We start from the raw sequence: 13,623 nt of genomic DNA, 5'->3' as shown, positions 1-13,623 counted from the left end.
GTCCGCATCAAGGGCAAGGGCATGCCGCATCTGAACGGACGCGGACGCGGCGATCTGGTCGTCGAACTGTTCGTGGAGACCCCCACCGACCTGACCGCCCGCCAGAAGGAACTGCTTCAGGAGCTTGCCCTGTCGTTCGGCGAGGAGCAGAACCCCCGCAACTCCAGCTTCGCCGGAAAGGCGAAGCGCTTCTGGGCCGACATCCTGGGCAACCAGGATGCGGACGGGTCGAAAGAGAACGCGGCTTGAGCGCCATCTTCCACGCCGGCATTTCCGGCTATCGCGGCCGGATGGGCCGGGCGGTGTCCCAGGTGCTGGACGCGCGCGACGACGTGGTCGTGGCCGCCCGCATCGACTGGGGCGACGAGGCCGACCTGTCCCTGTGCGACGTGGTGATCGACTTCTCCACCGCCGACGCCTCCCTGGCGCTGGCCCAGGCGGCGGCCGAACGCGGCGGTCCGGCCCTGGTGATCGGCTCCACCGGCTTCACGCCCGAGCAGGAGGCGGCGCTGGAACAGGCCGCCGAGCGCATCGCCATCGTCAAGAGCGGCAACTTCTCGCTGGGCGTCAACATCCTGATCGGCCTGGTCCAGCACGCGGCCCAGCGCCTGGACGCCCAGGACTGGGACATCGAAGTGACCGAGGCCCACCACCGGCGCAAGATCGACGCCCCGTCGGGCACGGCCCTGATGCTGGGCGAGGCGGCGGCCGAGGGCCGGTTCTCCGATCTGGCGGACCTGCAGCTGAAACCCTACGACGGCATCACCGGCGAACGGCCGGTGGGCAAGATCGGCTTCTCCTCGATCCGCGCGGGCGGCGTCGTGGGCGAGCACACCGTCATGTTCGCCTCCGAGGACGAGGTGCTGACCCTCAGTCATTCGGCCATCGACCGCTCCCTGTTCGCCAAGGGCGCCGTGGCCGCCGCCGCCTGGGTGCGCACGCGCCGCCCGGGCCTCTACGACATGCAGGACGTCCTGGGTTTCCGCCAGGCCTGAGGAGGCCGCCGTGTCGTCGTCGGAAGCCATCGGCCGGGGGATCGCGCTGCGCGTCGCGGCGGCGGGCTGCTTTTCCGTCATGGCCGCCCTGCTGAAGCTGGCCTCTCTGGACGGCGTGGTCGCGCCCGAGATGCTGTTCTACCGCGCCTTCTTCGGCCTGCCGGTCGTGCTGGCCTGGGTCATGGCCGGCCAGGGCGGGCTGAAGGCCCTGTCGACCCGCCGCCCCTGGGCCCACGTCGGGCGCAGCGCCCTGGGCATCACCTCCATCCTCTGCGTCTTCCAGACCCCGACGCTTCTGCCGCTGGCCGACGCCACGACGCTGAGTTTCACCGCGCCGGTCTTCGCCACCCTGCTGTCCTTTCTGATCCTGAAGGAGCCGGTCGGGCCGCGCCGCTGGGCCGCGGTCGCGGTCGGCTTCCTGGGCGTGGTGGTGGTGACGCGGCCGGGCGCGGCGGCGGGCGTCCCGCTGGAAGGGCTGGCGTTCGGCCTCACCGCGGCGCTGCTGACCGCCGGGGTGACGATCACCCTGCGCCAGTTGCGCGACAGCGAGCACGTCGCCGCCATCGTCTTCTGGTTCTTCGCCGCCTCTTCGGTCGTGGGGGCGCTGCTGCTGCCCTTCGTGGGACATGTCCACGCCCCGGCGACCTTCGCCCTTCTGATCGGCGCGGGGATCGCCGGCGGGCTGGCGCAGCTGTTCATGACCGCCTCGCTGCAGCGCGCGCCCGTCGCCGTGGTCGCGCCGTTCGACTATCTGCAGATCGTGGGCGCCATCGGTTTCGGCTGGTGGCTGCTGGCCAGTCCGCCCAGCCTGGCCACGCTGGCGGGCGCGGGCCTGATCGGCGCCAGCGGCCTGTACACCGCCTGGCGCGAGCATGTCCGGCGTCGGCAGCGCCTGGTCCAGGCCACCCCGCCGCCGGTCTGAATCAGGCGTTTATCGCTGGTCCTGGCCGGACGCGGCGCTGGCGATCTGGCGGCCGGCGTCGAAGGCGTCGCGCGCGCCCTTGTAGATGAATCCGTAGGTCGGATAGACGGTCGTGCCCAGGTCGTTGATCGGATTGTACCAGACCTTGACCTGGCTCCAGTCGTTGGACGGCGAGACGTCGACGACGGTGACGTTCTCCTCGACCTTGCCGCGGCTGCCGCCCCAGTTGGCGTGGGTCACGCGCACCACGCGGTCGGTCAGGATGTCGGAGACGACGGCGACGTGACCCCGGCTCATGCGGCCCTCGGGGCGGAACACCAGCACCGAGCCCGTTTCGGGGCGGCGGCCGGTGCGGAAGTTGTCGGCGGCCTGCCGCCACCAGGTCCAGGCGTCGCCGAAGATCTGGATGCCCGAGAACATCCGGGCGAAGGTCACGCACTGCCAATAGGGGTCGTCGGCCCTGGCCGCGGAGGGCGTCACGCCGACCGCAAAAAATCCAAGGGTCGCCGCAACCGCGGCGGCGGTGAACCGTTTCGTCATGCTGTGGCGTATCCCGACCTGCCTCAGGTCGGGAGACTAGGCCACGGGTTCGCCTTTCGGGGCAAGCGCTTTCGACGTATCCGCGTCCTTTGTATTCGTTGCGGAAGTCTTATGGCGACGCTCGGCCCACCCGCGCAGGGCCCGCCGCGCCGGGTGTTCGACCAGGTGATAGGAGGCGGCGGCCACGACCGGCAGCAGGGCCACGATCGCCAACCACACGAAAACGTGAAGTTGCTTGTCCGGCGCGTCGGTGACCTTGGCCGCCAGGTTCACCGCCAGCAGCTTCCACGGCACGCAGACCATATAGACCGAATAGCTGATCTCCCCCAGATAGACCGCCGGCTTGGACGCCAGCCATCCGGCGCGTTCGTTGGGCAGCGACGCCAGCGACAGGATCAGCCCGCCCGCCAGCAGCACGGTGATGGCGTCCCACAGGCCCAGGGCCGCGCTGGCCAGCATCAGCGCCAGGAAGATGGCGGCGCTGATTCCCGGCGCCTTCAGCGGCGCCTTGCGATAGACCAGATAGAGGGCGCACCCCAAAGCGAAGCACGGCACGATCCGCAGCGCGCCCCAGCGGATGGTGGCTTCCGTCAGCGGGAAGCCCGCCCACTGCTCGAACACGAAATACAGCACCGCCAGGAAGGCCGCCGCGCCCAGCACCGCCGTCGCCGGCTTGTCGCGCAAGCGCCAGAAGACGAAGGCGAAGGCCGGGAAGCACAGATAGGCGAACCACTCCGCCGAGATCGACCAGGACGGGTGGTTCCAGCCCGCCGCCGGCGCCAGGCCCCAGGCGTGGACCATCAGCAGGTTGGCCGGCAGCGACGACCAGCTGAGCACGTTGGAATCCACGCTCATCCCGGCAACGATCGCCGCGGCCGCCAGCAGCCCGACCCCCAGCAGGGTGGCGATGTGCAACGGATAGACCCGCGCCACCCGCGCCCACAGGAACCGGCCGTAGGAGAAGCGCTTCTCGCCCGCCTGCGCCAGATAGACATGGCTCAGGATGAAGCCGGACAGGACGAAGAACAGCTCGACCCCCAGATAGCCCTTGGCCACCAGACCCGGCAGGCCGACGCCGGCCAGGTTCTCCCAGAAGGCGTAGATGGCGACCCACAGCGCGGCGGCGAAGCGCAGGGCGGTGATGGGCTTCAGGTCGGCGGGCGTCTGGACGGGGGTCATGGTCTCACCTTGGCACGTCAGCCTTTGCGAACCGTGAACCCCCCGCAATTCGCGCGCCAGACGGGCCTAGCCCGCCCACACGCCGTGAAACCCCGCCGGCAGCGCCAGGTCGGCGGCCCAGGTCGCGACCGGTCCGTCGGCGACGCGCGCGGCGTCGAACACGTGCAGTTCGGTGCGTCCCTCGCGCAGATTGACCGAAGGCCCAATCAGCCAGGCGTCGCGCTCTCCCGTTGCGCCGGGCTTGGGCGCGAAGACGGTCTCCTCGACCACCTGATGGACGCCGAAGTCGAAGGTGTCGGAGCGGCCGGAGTCCCAATCCTGGATCGCCAGGCCCGTGGGCAGGGGCCGCCCCCGGCTCTCGCCGGCGGTGTGCGCCGTCAGACTGCGCTTCAGCCCGGCGCGGCGCGGGTCCGCCTTGGGGAACTCGCCGACCGCCTCGGTGGTCGTCATCTCGGCGCGGCCGTCGGGACGCAGGGTGATCAGGGCCAGCCGCGCGGGATCGCCCGGCACGACGCCGCGCCCGTCCACCAGCACCCGGGCGCCGTCGACGGCGAACCGCGGATCGCCGCTGGCGGCGACGTCGAAGCGGATCGTGCCGTCCGGCTCCGCCCAGGCGTCGCCCAGGTGGAAATGAAAGAAGCCGGGCAGGTCGTAGAGGCGCCGCCGGGTCAGGTCGTCCTTGTCCAGCACCATCACCTGCGTCCCCGCCTCGGGCCGCCAGTTCAGGCGCGCGACGAAGGGCATGCCGTCGCCCTCGAACAGCCAGGGCTGCAGCACCAGGATCACGTGCCGGTCCGTGGCGGTGAAGTCGTGCATATAGCTGGCGCGCGGCAGCGGCACGACCTGGGCGTCGTTCAGGCTGCGGTCCGGGTTCAGCCGCCAGATCACGGCCCGGTCGCCCGAGGCGCCCACGTTCCAGATCGAGCCGTCCGGGGCGTAGCGCGGATGGGCCTGGAACGGCATCCCCTTCAGGTCGTCGCGCAGGGTGACGAAGGCGCCGGTCGACAGGTCCGCCGCGTCCATCGCCAGCGGTGATCCGCCCTCCCACAGCGCCCAGATCTGATCGCCGGCCGTCATCACCCCGGTGTTGGCGGCGTTGGCGTCGTCGTTGGAGCCGACGCGGGCGCGCGCGTCGCCCTTGGTGCCGAAGCCGGGCGTGACCACCGCATCGAGCTCACTTTCCCAGCGCCGCTTGGGCGTGTCGGCGAACCGGGCCTCCAGGGTCGCCTGGCCGTCCTGGATGCGGAAGGCGCGCATCAGGCCGTCGCCGTCGAACCAGTGGGTCGCCGCGCCGCCCGGCCGGCGGAACTTGGCCGGGCCGTTGCGGTACAGGACGCCCGAAAGACCTTCGGGGACGCGGCCGTGCACCAGGGTCAGGGCGCGGCGGGCGACATCGCCCTCCACGTCGCGGGTCGCCACGGCCCAATCGGCGGCGGCGTCCAGGGCGGCGGCGGCGCGCACGGCCTCGGGCGTGGCCACGGCGGCCGACAGGGCGGCGACGCCCATCAGGAAGGAACGGCGGGACGGGGTCATGACGGCGGCTCTTACTTGATCGAGATAGTCTGGGCGGTCGCGCCCGCGGCGGCGAAGCGGGCCTGGTCCCACTTGGCCGGCCCCATGTTGCCGCGCGCATTGTTGGAGAAGGCGTAGGGCTCGGTCGGCATGCCGAACGGGTTGGTGTTCATCCGTCCGTCGCCGTTGACGTCGTGAAAGGCGCGCACGGCGTAGTCGCCGTCGGGCAGGCCATCGAAGTCGGCGGTGCGCTGGCCGGCGGCCACGTCCACCACCGCCTGACGCACCGACCGCCCTTCGTCATAGGCCGCCTGACTGTCGAACAGGACGACCATGATCCGGCCGGTCTCGGCGCCCGGCTCGAAGGTCACGGAGACATCGGCGGCCAGGGCCGGGGCGCAGGCCAGGCCGGCGGCCAACAGGCCCAGGGCGGGGGTCAACAGAGAGGCGGCGATCTTCATGGCGGGCGTCCTTTGGCGAAACGGCGCCGTTCCCGATGAGCGGCCGCCGTCGATGGACCGACCGTGGGCCGACGCCGCCCGGCCCGCCACCGCCGTTGCGGCGACGGACGCGGCGTCTTCGCCAACGACCGCCCCCGTCCGTTCACGAAGCGCGAACGGACGCCCCTCTCAGCCCCTGGGGCGGCGGCGGCTCATGGCGCCCATGACCCGATCGGCGATGGCTTCGGCGTGTTTCTGGGTGAAGGCCAGGGCCGCCGGGTTGCCGCGACGCGGGCCGATAGTGTCGGCCACCCGCGCTCCGCGCTGGCCCAGCGGCAGGGGGGCGCCGGTCGTGGTGTCGACGGCGGTCTGGCGCTCGATCTCGGCGTTCAGTTCGGCGCCCATGACGATCACCTGCACCGACAGCCAGGTCCACAGCAGGAAACCCATCATCGCCGCCAGCGGACCATAGCTGTCGGTGCGCACGAAGTTGGCGAGATACCAGCTGAACAGGAAGGACAGCGTCAGGCTCAGCGTGGCCGCGACCAGGGCGCCGGGCGTCAGCCAGCGCCAGCGCGCCTTCTGCCGGCACGGGCCGAACCGATAGATCAGCGTCAGGGCGGCGACATAGCCCAGGAACAGCAGCGGCCAGCGCAGCGGCGCGACCAGGCCCCACTCCTCCTGCAGGCCGAACAAGCGCACCACCACCGGCACGCCCACCACCAGGGCCGATGTCAGCATCACCGCCAGGATGGCGCCGACCGTGAACCCCAGGCACAGCAAGTTGTAGCGGACGATGTTGCGCTTCTCGACCTCGTGATAGGCGATGTTCAGCCCGTAGAAGAGCACCTTCACGGCGCCCGAGGCGCTCCACAGCGACAGGGCCAGGGTCCAGATCAGGGTGAAGGTCAGCTGGCTGTTCGAATTCTCGGCCAGCCGCTGCATCTCGCCGCCCAGGAACTGGGCGATGCTGTCGGGCAGCAGGGCGTAGAGGAACTGCAACCGCCCCCAGGCGTCCGCCGGGTCGGCGAACAGGCCGTACAGGGTCACGAACGTCCCCAGCAGCGGAAACAGCGACAGCAGGGTGAAGAAGGTCACGCCCCCGGCGACGAAACCGACCCGGTCGCCCAGATAGGCGGCGCCGGTCCGCCACAGGATGTCGACCCAGCCCTTGCGCGGAATATGCTCCGGCCGCTGGGCCAGCCGGCCGCGACCGGGCTCATCGGCGTCATAGTCCTCGGGCGTGGGGTCCTTGGGCGGCAGCGGCTGGGGCCGGGGGACGCGCAGCTCGACCCCGACCTTGTGTCCCTGGCTGTAGAGCAGGTGCGCGGCGCCGGCGCCCGCCGCCAGACCGCCCAGCGCCGCCCCCGCGAATTTCCACAGCCGACCGCCATCGCGCCCTCCCTTGGCGCCCGGAGCGGAGAAGCGGCGGATCAGGTCCGACAGGGTCGAGGAAGACAGCTTGGCCATGGCGAGGCCAACGGCCAGCCCGCCCGCGCGTTCCGCGGCGCTTGCAATCCGGCGTGCGAAACCCCAATCACCCGCCCATGACCGACCCCTTGACCCCCAAGCCCGCCGACGCGACTCCGACCCTGCTGACGGTGTGGAAGGCCGCCCAGGCTCGCCTGAAGGACGGCCGCATCGACAGCCCGGCCATCGACGCGCGCCTGCTGCTGGAGGCGGCCGCCGGGGCCAGCCGCACCGACATCCTGACCGACCCCTACCGCGCCGTCGCCGACGACCAGCGCCAGGCCTATGAGGCGATGATCGAGCGCCGCCTGCGCCGCGAACCGGTCTCGCGCATCCTGGGCAGGAAGGGGTTCTGGAAGATCATGCTGAACGTCACGCCCGACGTGCTCAGCCCGCGCCCGGACACCGAGACGCTGCTGGACGTGGCCCTCCTGGCCTTCGCCCCGCACGAGGCGTTCAGCGTCATCGACCTGGGCACCGGCTCGGGCGCCATCCTGCTGGCCCTGCTCAGCGAACGCACGGCGGCGACGGGCGTCGGCTCCGACATTTCGTCGGAGGCCCTGGCGGTGGCGCGCGAGAACGCCGCCAACCTGGACCTGAACGGCCGCGCCACCTTCCTGCGCACCGAATGGGCCGCCGGGTTCGGCGACCACAGCTTCGACCTGGTGGTGTCCAATCCGCCCTACATCCCGACCGGCCACATCGCCGGTCTGGACCCCGAGGTGCGCGACCACGATCCGCATCTGGCGCTGGACGGCGGGCCGGACGGCCTGCAGGCGTATCGCGACCTGGCGCCCGAGGTCATGCGCATCCTGAAACCCGGCGGCGTCTTCGCCGTCGAGATCGGCTGGGACCAGGGCCCGCAGGTCAAGGCGCTGTTCGAGGCGGCGGGCTTCGCCGACGTCAAGGTGGTCAAGGACCTGGCCGACCGCGACCGCGTCGTCACCAACGGCCCCGACCCTCGCGTCAATCCGATCCCCCAGGCCGAAGCCTAAGCCCGCATCGCCTCGACCGTGGCGACCAGACGGTCCAGGTCGGCGGGCGTCGACAGGCGGTGGTCGCCGCCCGCGATCAGGTCCAGCCGCGCGTCGCCGCCCGTCAGCCGCTCCAGCAGTTCGATCTGGTGTCGCCACGGCACCACGTCGTCGTCGCGGCCCTGCAGCACATGGACCGGCGCGGTCAGGTCGATCGCGCCGTCCAGCAGCAGCCAATCGCGCGCCTCCTCGAACATGGCGCGGGTCAGGACGTATTCGCCCAGCCCTTCCTCGACGATCAGGGTCTCGCCCTCGCGCAGGATGGCCTGGCGCTCGTGATCGGCCAGACCCGGCCACATCAGCCGTTCGGTGAAGTCCTGCGCCGGATTGACCAGCGCCAGACCCTTCACGCGCTCCGGCCGCGCCAGCGCCAGCAGCAGGGCGACCCAGCCGCCCATCGACGATCCGACCGGGATCACCGGCCCGTCCAGACTGTCGATCAGGGCGATGGCGTCCTCGCGCCAGCGGCCGATCGTGGCCTTCCTCCAGTCGCCCGAAGATTGTCCGTGGGCGAAGTGGTCGTAGCGGACGAAGTTCCACCCCCGCTCGCGCGCCGCCGCGTCCAGCGCCAGGGCCTTGGTCCCCTCCATGTCCGAGCGGAAGCCGCCGATCCAGACGACGGTCGGGCCGTCGCCGTCGACGCGCTTGAAGGCGAGCGTTTCGCCGTCGGGGCGGGAGAGGTGCTGGAGGTCGGTCATGACGTCCTTGTGCCGCGTCTGTCGATGCGCGTCACCCTTGACCCCGCGCCTGTATGGCGAAACACAGGCGCATGTCCGCCCCCCAGGTCCTGTTCGTCACCTCCAACCGCATCGGCGACTGCGTCATCTCGTCGGGCGTGATCCGCGAGATCGCGCGCCAGGTTCCGGGCGCGGAGATCGCCGTCGCCTGCGGCCGCCCGCCCGCGCCCTTCTTCCGCTCGGCGCCCAGCGTGGTCCGCACCCTTGTCCTGGACAAGAAGAAGATGGCCGGACACTGGCTGGACCTGTGGACGCAGGCGGTCGGCACGCGCTGGGACCTGGTCATCGACATTCGCGGCTCGGCCCTGGCCTATCTGGTGCCGGCCAAGCGGCGCGTGATCTACAACCGCTCGTGGGAAACCGGCCTGCGCAAGGTCGAGATGGTGTCGCGCCTGATGGGCTCCCCGACGCCGCTGGACCCCGAAATCTTCCTCGACGACCAGGCGCGGGCCGAGGCCGCCGCCGTCATCGACCCGCAACTCGAAGGCGGCGCCGGCCCCGGCCCGATCCTGGCCCTTGCCCCCATCGCCCACCAGCCGGGCAAGAGCTGGCCCGCCGACCGCTGGGGCGCCCTGGTCGAAAGGCTGAAGGCCGAACCGCGCTTTCACGGCTGGCGCTTCATGGCCGTCGGCGGCCCCGGCGACCGCCCGCCCGCGACCCCGGCGCTGGAGGCCGCGGGGCCGCGCGCCATCGACTTCGTCGGCAAGGGCGACATCCTGGCCTCGGCCGCCGCCATCGACCGGGCGACCCTGTTCGTCGGCAACGATTCGGGCCTGATGCACGTCGCCGCGGCCCTGGGCCGGCCGACGCTGGGCCTGTTCGGCCCGACCGAATGGTGGCTCTACGGGCCGTGGGGACCGAAGACGGCGACCGTCGCCTCCAACGAAACGCGCGGCCAGTTCGCGCCGATCGAGGATCTTAGCGTCGATCACGTCTTCCAGGCCGTGCTGCGGCTGCACGACCAATATGTCGCCGGCGCGTCCCCCACCCCGACGACGCCTTGAAAATCCGGCCTTTCGCGGCCATATTGCCGGCCTTGAGGGGAACGCGGCGCTCAACCGCGCGCTTCCGCTCATCGAAACGCAAGCCTTCATCGACCACATAAGGAAACGACGCCCATTCGCCGTCCCATGCAAGCGCCGCCCGTGAAGGACGGGCCGCGTATGAACCAGGAAATCCGCTCCCCCCGCGTTCTGCTCATCGATCAGAACGGCGAAAAGCAGGGAGTCATGCCGACCTCCGCCGCCCTCGAGGCCGCCGAAGAGGCGGGCATGGATCTGGTCGAGATCGTCGCCACCGCCGACCCGCCCGTGGCCAAGATCCTCGACTACGGCAAATTCCGTTTCCAGGAACAGAAGAAGAAGGCCGAGCAGCGCAAGCGCCAGAAGGTCGTGGAGCTGAAGGAGATCAAGCTCCGCCCCAACATCGACACCCACGACTACGAGGTGAAGACCAAGGCGATGACGCGCTTCTTCGAGGAGGGCGACAAGGTCAAGGTGACCCTGCGCTTCCGCGGCCGCGAGATGGCGCACCCCGAACTGGGCATGAAGCTGCTGAACAAGGTCCAGGCCGACTTCGACGAAGTCGCCAAGGTCGAGTTCGCGCCCAAGATGGAAGGCCGCCAGATGATCATGATCCTGGCCCCGCGCTAAGCGGCGCTTCCAGACCGACGAACAGCCCCGGCCGGAAACGGCCGGGGTTTTTCTTTAGCCGATCATCGCACGTGACGGTTGCAACGCGCGGAAAGATCGTCTGAATGTCGTCAAGCTTGGGAGGGCGTCGGATGATCTTCAGATGTGCGAGGGGCGCCGCGCTCGCGGTCGTCCTGATGCTGGGCGGCCAGGCCGCGAGCGCGTGGGCGGACGACCCGCCGCCGCTGGAAACCTACAGTGCGATGCCGGCCATCGAGTTCATGGAGCTATCGCCTGAGGGCGCGCTGATGGCGCGCATCACCGTCGTGGGCGAGGAACGCGCCCTGGTGGTCACGCGTTTGGCGACCGGCGAGCACCTGGCCGCCGCCGTGGTGGGCGAGGCGAAGGTGCGCGATCTGCGCTGGATCGGCCAGGATCGCGTCCTGATCGTCACCTCCCAGACCCGCGCCATTCCCATCCTGGGGGTGCCGAAGAGCGAGCTTTATTTCGGCCTCGTCATGGACCTTCGCACGCGGAAGTTCGCCCAGGTTCTGAGCCGCACCGACGGGGTGCTGTCGGTGCTCTACGGCCCCGCTTCGGTCCGGCCGACGGATGACGGCCAGGCGATCTTCGTGCGCGGTGTTTCGGTGGAGGGGAATAACCGGGTGGACCTGTATAGGGTCGATCCCGCCAGCGGTCGGGGGCGATCCGTCACCGACATGGATTGGGACGTTTCCGACTATGTGCTGGACGCCGACGGCCAAGTCATCGCCACGGCCGAGTACGACGACCGTCGCCGTCGCTGGGCGCTGAAGCTGGCGGTCAGCCGCAACCGCTTCAGCGAGACCTGGACCATAGACGCCCCGGTCGACACGCCGGCCCTGCTCGGCATGGGGCGCACGCCGCGAACCATCATCGTCAGCGCTCACCGACCGGAGCTCGCGGTTGACGGATCCGGCGCGGAGACCGGTTATCTGCTGTTCGAGGTGAACGTCGATACAGGCGAATGGACCCGACTGCCGTTCGAGCATCATCCCGACAGCCTGGTGCATCATCCGCGCACCCGGCTCCTGGTCGGCGGCGCGCGCAATGCGGACGACGGCGTCCGCTATGAGTTCCTCGACGCCCCCACGGGCGCGCGCTGGGCCGCGATCGAGCGCGCCTTCGCCAGCAAGGCGCCGCAACTGGTGTCATGGACCGACGATCTGAAGAAGGTGGTCGTGTTCACCGACGTCGGCGAATCCGGGCTGTACCAGATCGTCGATTTCGACCGGGGCGTGGCCGACATACTGGCGGACGCCTACCCCGCCATTCCTGCCGCCCAGGTCGGCGCGACCCGGTCCATCCGCTATGAGGCGGCCGATGGACTGGAGATCCACGGCTATCTCACCCTGCCGCCCGGCGCCGAAAAGGCCGCGGGCTTGCCGCTGGTGGTTCTGGCCCACGGCGGGCCGGCGTCGCAGGACGTGATCGGCTTCGACTGGTGGGCACAGGCCCTGGCGTCGAGGGGCTACGCCGTGCTGCAGGCCAACTTCCGCGGCTCGACCGGCTACGGCCTGGCGTTCATGGAAGCGGGCTACGGCGAATGGGGCCGCAAGATGCAGACCGACCTGTCGGACGGGGTGCGCTGGCTGGCGGAACAGGGCTGGGTCGATCCGGAGCGCGTCTGCATCGTCGGCGCCAGCTACGGCGGTTATGCGGCCATGGCCGGGCCCACGCTCGACCAGGGCGTCTATCGCTGCGCCGTCTCGGTGGGGGGCGTGTCGGACCTGCGCCGCATGGTCAGTTGGGAAGCCAGCCAGGGGGCTCGTCGTGACAGCCAGGTCGTGCGCTACTGGAACCGCTTCATGGGCGCCGAAAAGCTCAACGATCGCGCGCTGGACGCCCTGTCTCCGGCCCGGCTGGCGCAGACGGCCGACGGGCCCATGCTGCTGATCCACGGCCGCGACGACACCGTCGTGCCGATCGAGCAGAGCCGGATCATGGCGAACGCCCTGCGGGACGCCGGCAAGCCGGTCGAACTGATCGAACTGGCTGGCGAGGATCACTGGATGTCGCGCGCCGAGACGCGCCAGCGGATGCTGGCGGAGATGGTGCGGTTTCTGGAGACCCACAATCCGCCCGATTGAAGCACGACCGAGTCCGCTTGCCTTCGCGGACGCCTTCGCGTAGAAGCCGCGCCTTCGCGTACCGAACCGCCGGGCGAACAGGCATGCCTGGGCGGTTCTCAAACTCAGGAGGGACGCCTCACCCGACGGGCTCAAGCAGTCCGAAGGACGGTAGCCCCTCCGACAAGGAGACTGAAATGCCGAAACTGAAGACCAAGTCGGGCGCCAAGAAGCGCTTCAAATTCACCGCGTCGGGCAAGGTGAAGGCCGGCGTGGCGGGCAAGCGTCACCGCTTGATCAGCCACAACAGCAAGTACATCCGCCAGAACCGCGGCACCGCCGTCATGGCCGACGCCGACGCCAAGAAGATCAAGTCCTACATGCCCTACGCCTAAGGCGCAGGGCTCGACCTCTTCTCACCGCATCGAATTTGAACTGACGCCCCTCAAGACGTGAGCTGCCGCGCAGCGAACGGAGGGGCTTCCCGAAGGGACTAACATCATGGCTCGCGTCAAACGTGGCGTAACCTCGCACGCCAAGCACAAGAAGGTTCTGGAACAGGCCAAGGGCTTCCGGGGCCGTCGCAAGAACACCATCCGCACGGCCAAGGCCGCCGTGGACCGCGCCGGGCAATACGCCTATCGCGACCGCCGCACCAAGAAGCGCAACTTCCGCGCCCTGTGGATCCAGCGCATCAACGCGGCCGCCCGCGTTGAAGGCTTCACCTACAGCCAGTTCATCCACGGCCTGGGCAAGGCCGGCATCGAGCTGGACCGCAAGGTCCTGGCCGCGATCGCCGCCGACGCGACCGGCTTCAAGGCCGTCGCCGACAAGGTCCGCGCCGCCCTGGCGTAAAGCCTCGCCCGCTCAGGCCGCGAGCGACCGCGTCGCGCGCAGGACGGAAAAAGATCCAACGCCCGCTCCGGTCTCCGGGGCGGGCGTTGTCCGTTTTGGAGCGCAGCTTTTCAGCGTCATTCCGGGGCTGAGCGGAGCGAGGAACCCGGAAGCCAGGGGGCTGTCGCGTGGTTGGACGCATCGGGCGCCGGACGTCGTCT

At 70.1% G+C, this 13,623-nt stretch carries 14 protein-coding genes and 1 pseudogene; 9 read left to right on the top strand and 6 right to left on the bottom strand.

All coding sequences use genetic code 11. The features are described 5' to 3' along the window. The 3 genes and pseudogenes from B2U11_RS02655 to B2U11_RS02645 form a co-directional block, all read left to right on the top strand. Window positions 1-249, top strand: a pseudogene (locus tag B2U11_RS02655) (molecular chaperone DnaJ); the annotation flags it as partial. Then, window positions 246-995 carry a 4-hydroxy-tetrahydrodipicolinate reductase gene (dapB, locus tag B2U11_RS02650; protein WP_292069767.1) on the top strand — a complete coding sequence of 250 codons (750 nt, stop codon included), beginning with the start codon at window positions 246-248 and terminating at the stop codon, window positions 993-995. The pseudogene B2U11_RS02655 and the gene dapB, both read left to right, overlap by 4 nt. Before the next feature lie 10 nt (window positions 996-1,005). Then, window positions 1,006-1,917 (top strand): DMT family transporter, encoded by a 912-nt coding sequence (locus B2U11_RS02645; RefSeq protein ID WP_292069766.1) that lies wholly within the window; start codon window positions 1,006-1,008, stop codon window positions 1,915-1,917. A 9-nt stretch (window positions 1,918-1,926) separates the two neighbouring features. On the opposite strand, the gene B2U11_RS02640 is transcribed toward B2U11_RS02645, so the two are convergent. From B2U11_RS02640 to B2U11_RS02620, 5 genes are all read right to left on the bottom strand, one after another. Then, a complete protein-coding gene (locus B2U11_RS02640; RefSeq protein ID WP_292069765.1) occupies window positions 1,927-2,457 on the bottom strand; it encodes a CHAP domain-containing protein in 531 nt (176 codons plus the stop codon). A 36-nt stretch (window positions 2,458-2,493) separates the two neighbouring features. After that, window positions 2,494-3,636 (bottom strand): acyltransferase family protein, encoded by a 1,143-nt coding sequence (locus tag B2U11_RS02635; RefSeq protein WP_292069763.1) that lies wholly within the window; start codon window positions 3,634-3,636, stop codon window positions 2,494-2,496. A 66-nt stretch (window positions 3,637-3,702) separates the two neighbouring features. After that, window positions 3,703-5,169: a carotenoid oxygenase family protein gene (locus B2U11_RS02630; protein ID WP_292069761.1), complete on the bottom strand. Its 1,467-nt coding sequence runs from the start codon at window positions 5,167-5,169 to the stop codon at window positions 3,703-3,705. 11 nt (window positions 5,170-5,180) lie between these two features. Continuing rightward, window positions 5,181-5,609: a DUF2141 domain-containing protein gene (locus B2U11_RS02625; RefSeq protein ID WP_292069759.1), complete on the bottom strand. Its 429-nt coding sequence runs from the start codon at window positions 5,607-5,609 to the stop codon at window positions 5,181-5,183. A 168-nt stretch (window positions 5,610-5,777) separates the two neighbouring features. Further along, window positions 5,778-7,058 (bottom strand): YihY/virulence factor BrkB family protein, encoded by a 1,281-nt coding sequence (locus B2U11_RS02620; protein WP_292069757.1) that lies wholly within the window; start codon window positions 7,056-7,058, stop codon window positions 5,778-5,780. A 77-nt stretch (window positions 7,059-7,135) separates the two neighbouring features. On the opposite strand from B2U11_RS02620, the gene prmC reads away from it, so the two are divergent. Then, window positions 7,136-8,053 (top strand): peptide chain release factor N(5)-glutamine methyltransferase, encoded by a 918-nt coding sequence (gene prmC, locus B2U11_RS02615; protein ID WP_292069755.1) that lies wholly within the window; start codon window positions 7,136-7,138, stop codon window positions 8,051-8,053. Here prmC and B2U11_RS02610 read toward each other — a convergent pair. Beyond that, window positions 8,050-8,790 carry an alpha/beta fold hydrolase gene (locus tag B2U11_RS02610; RefSeq protein ID WP_292069752.1) on the bottom strand — a complete coding sequence of 247 codons (741 nt, stop codon included), beginning with the start codon at window positions 8,788-8,790 and terminating at the stop codon, window positions 8,050-8,052. The genes prmC and B2U11_RS02610 overlap by 4 nt on opposite strands. Before the next feature lie 71 nt (window positions 8,791-8,861). Here B2U11_RS02610 and B2U11_RS02605 point away from each other — a divergent pair, with 71 nt between their 5' ends. The 5 genes from B2U11_RS02605 to rplT all read left to right on the top strand — a co-directional run bounded on the left by B2U11_RS02605 (window position 8,862) and on the right by rplT (window position 13,423). Next, a complete protein-coding gene (locus tag B2U11_RS02605; protein ID WP_292069750.1) occupies window positions 8,862-9,833 on the top strand; it encodes a glycosyltransferase family 9 protein in 972 nt (323 codons plus the stop codon). 126 nt (window positions 9,834-9,959) lie between these two features. After that, window positions 9,960-10,481, top strand: coding sequence for a translation initiation factor IF-3 (gene infC / locus B2U11_RS02600; RefSeq protein WP_250201944.1), 522 nt, complete (start codon window positions 9,960-9,962; stop codon window positions 10,479-10,481). Between the two features lie 131 nt (window positions 10,482-10,612). Continuing rightward, a complete protein-coding gene (locus tag B2U11_RS02595) occupies window positions 10,613-12,589 on the top strand; it encodes an alpha/beta hydrolase family protein (protein WP_292069747.1) in 1,977 nt (658 codons plus the stop codon). Between the two features lie 176 nt (window positions 12,590-12,765). After that, window positions 12,766-12,963 carry a 50S ribosomal protein L35 gene (gene rpmI, locus B2U11_RS02590; protein WP_250201945.1) on the top strand — a complete coding sequence of 66 codons (198 nt, stop codon included), beginning with the start codon at window positions 12,766-12,768 and terminating at the stop codon, window positions 12,961-12,963. Between the two features lie 106 nt (window positions 12,964-13,069). Beyond that, window positions 13,070-13,423: a 50S ribosomal protein L20 gene (gene rplT / locus B2U11_RS02585; RefSeq protein ID WP_249749273.1), complete on the top strand. Its 354-nt coding sequence runs from the start codon at window positions 13,070-13,072 to the stop codon at window positions 13,421-13,423. The last annotated feature ends 200 nt before the right edge of the window (window positions 13,424-13,623 follow it).

Origin of the sequence: Brevundimonas sp. UBA7534, assembly GCF_002479325.1 — a bacterium.
In the GTDB taxonomy this organism is placed as follows: domain Bacteria; phylum Pseudomonadota; class Alphaproteobacteria; order Caulobacterales; family Caulobacteraceae; genus Brevundimonas.
Note: the sequence above shows the minus strand (reverse complement) of the source record. Positions and strands in the feature narration are given on the sequence as shown.

What these genes read in the sequence shown, in the direction of transcription:
- B2U11_RS02640 (WP_292069765.1), bottom strand. Translation starts at nt 2,457, where the DNA reads ATGACGAAACGGTTCACCGCCGCCGCGGTTGCGGCGACCCTTGGATTT.
- B2U11_RS02635 (WP_292069763.1), bottom strand. Translation starts at nt 3,636, where the DNA reads ATGACCCCCGTCCAGACGCCCGCCGACCTGAAGCCCATCACCGCCCTG.
- B2U11_RS02630 (WP_292069761.1), bottom strand. Translation starts at nt 5,169, where the DNA reads ATGACCCCGTCCCGCCGTTCCTTCCTGATGGGCGTCGCCGCCCTGTCG.
- B2U11_RS02625 (WP_292069759.1), bottom strand. Translation starts at nt 5,609, where the DNA reads ATGAAGATCGCCGCCTCTCTGTTGACCCCCGCCCTGGGCCTGTTGGCC.
- B2U11_RS02620 (WP_292069757.1), bottom strand. Translation starts at nt 7,058, where the DNA reads ATGGCCAAGCTGTCTTCCTCGACCCTGTCGGACCTGATCCGCCGCTTC.
- prmC (WP_292069755.1), top strand. Translation starts at nt 7,136, where the DNA reads ATGACCGACCCCTTGACCCCCAAGCCCGCCGACGCGACTCCGACCCTG.
- B2U11_RS02610 (WP_292069752.1), bottom strand. Translation starts at nt 8,790, where the DNA reads ATGACCGACCTCCAGCACCTCTCCCGCCCCGACGGCGAAACGCTCGCC.
- B2U11_RS02605 (WP_292069750.1), top strand. Translation starts at nt 8,862, where the DNA reads ATGTCCGCCCCCCAGGTCCTGTTCGTCACCTCCAACCGCATCGGCGAC.
- infC (WP_250201944.1), top strand. Translation starts at nt 9,960, where the DNA reads ATGCAAGCGCCGCCCGTGAAGGACGGGCCGCGTATGAACCAGGAAATC.
- B2U11_RS02595 (WP_292069747.1), top strand. Translation starts at nt 10,613, where the DNA reads ATGATCTTCAGATGTGCGAGGGGCGCCGCGCTCGCGGTCGTCCTGATG.
- rpmI (WP_250201945.1), top strand. Translation starts at nt 12,766, where the DNA reads ATGCCGAAACTGAAGACCAAGTCGGGCGCCAAGAAGCGCTTCAAATTC.
- rplT (WP_249749273.1), top strand. Translation starts at nt 13,070, where the DNA reads ATGGCTCGCGTCAAACGTGGCGTAACCTCGCACGCCAAGCACAAGAAG.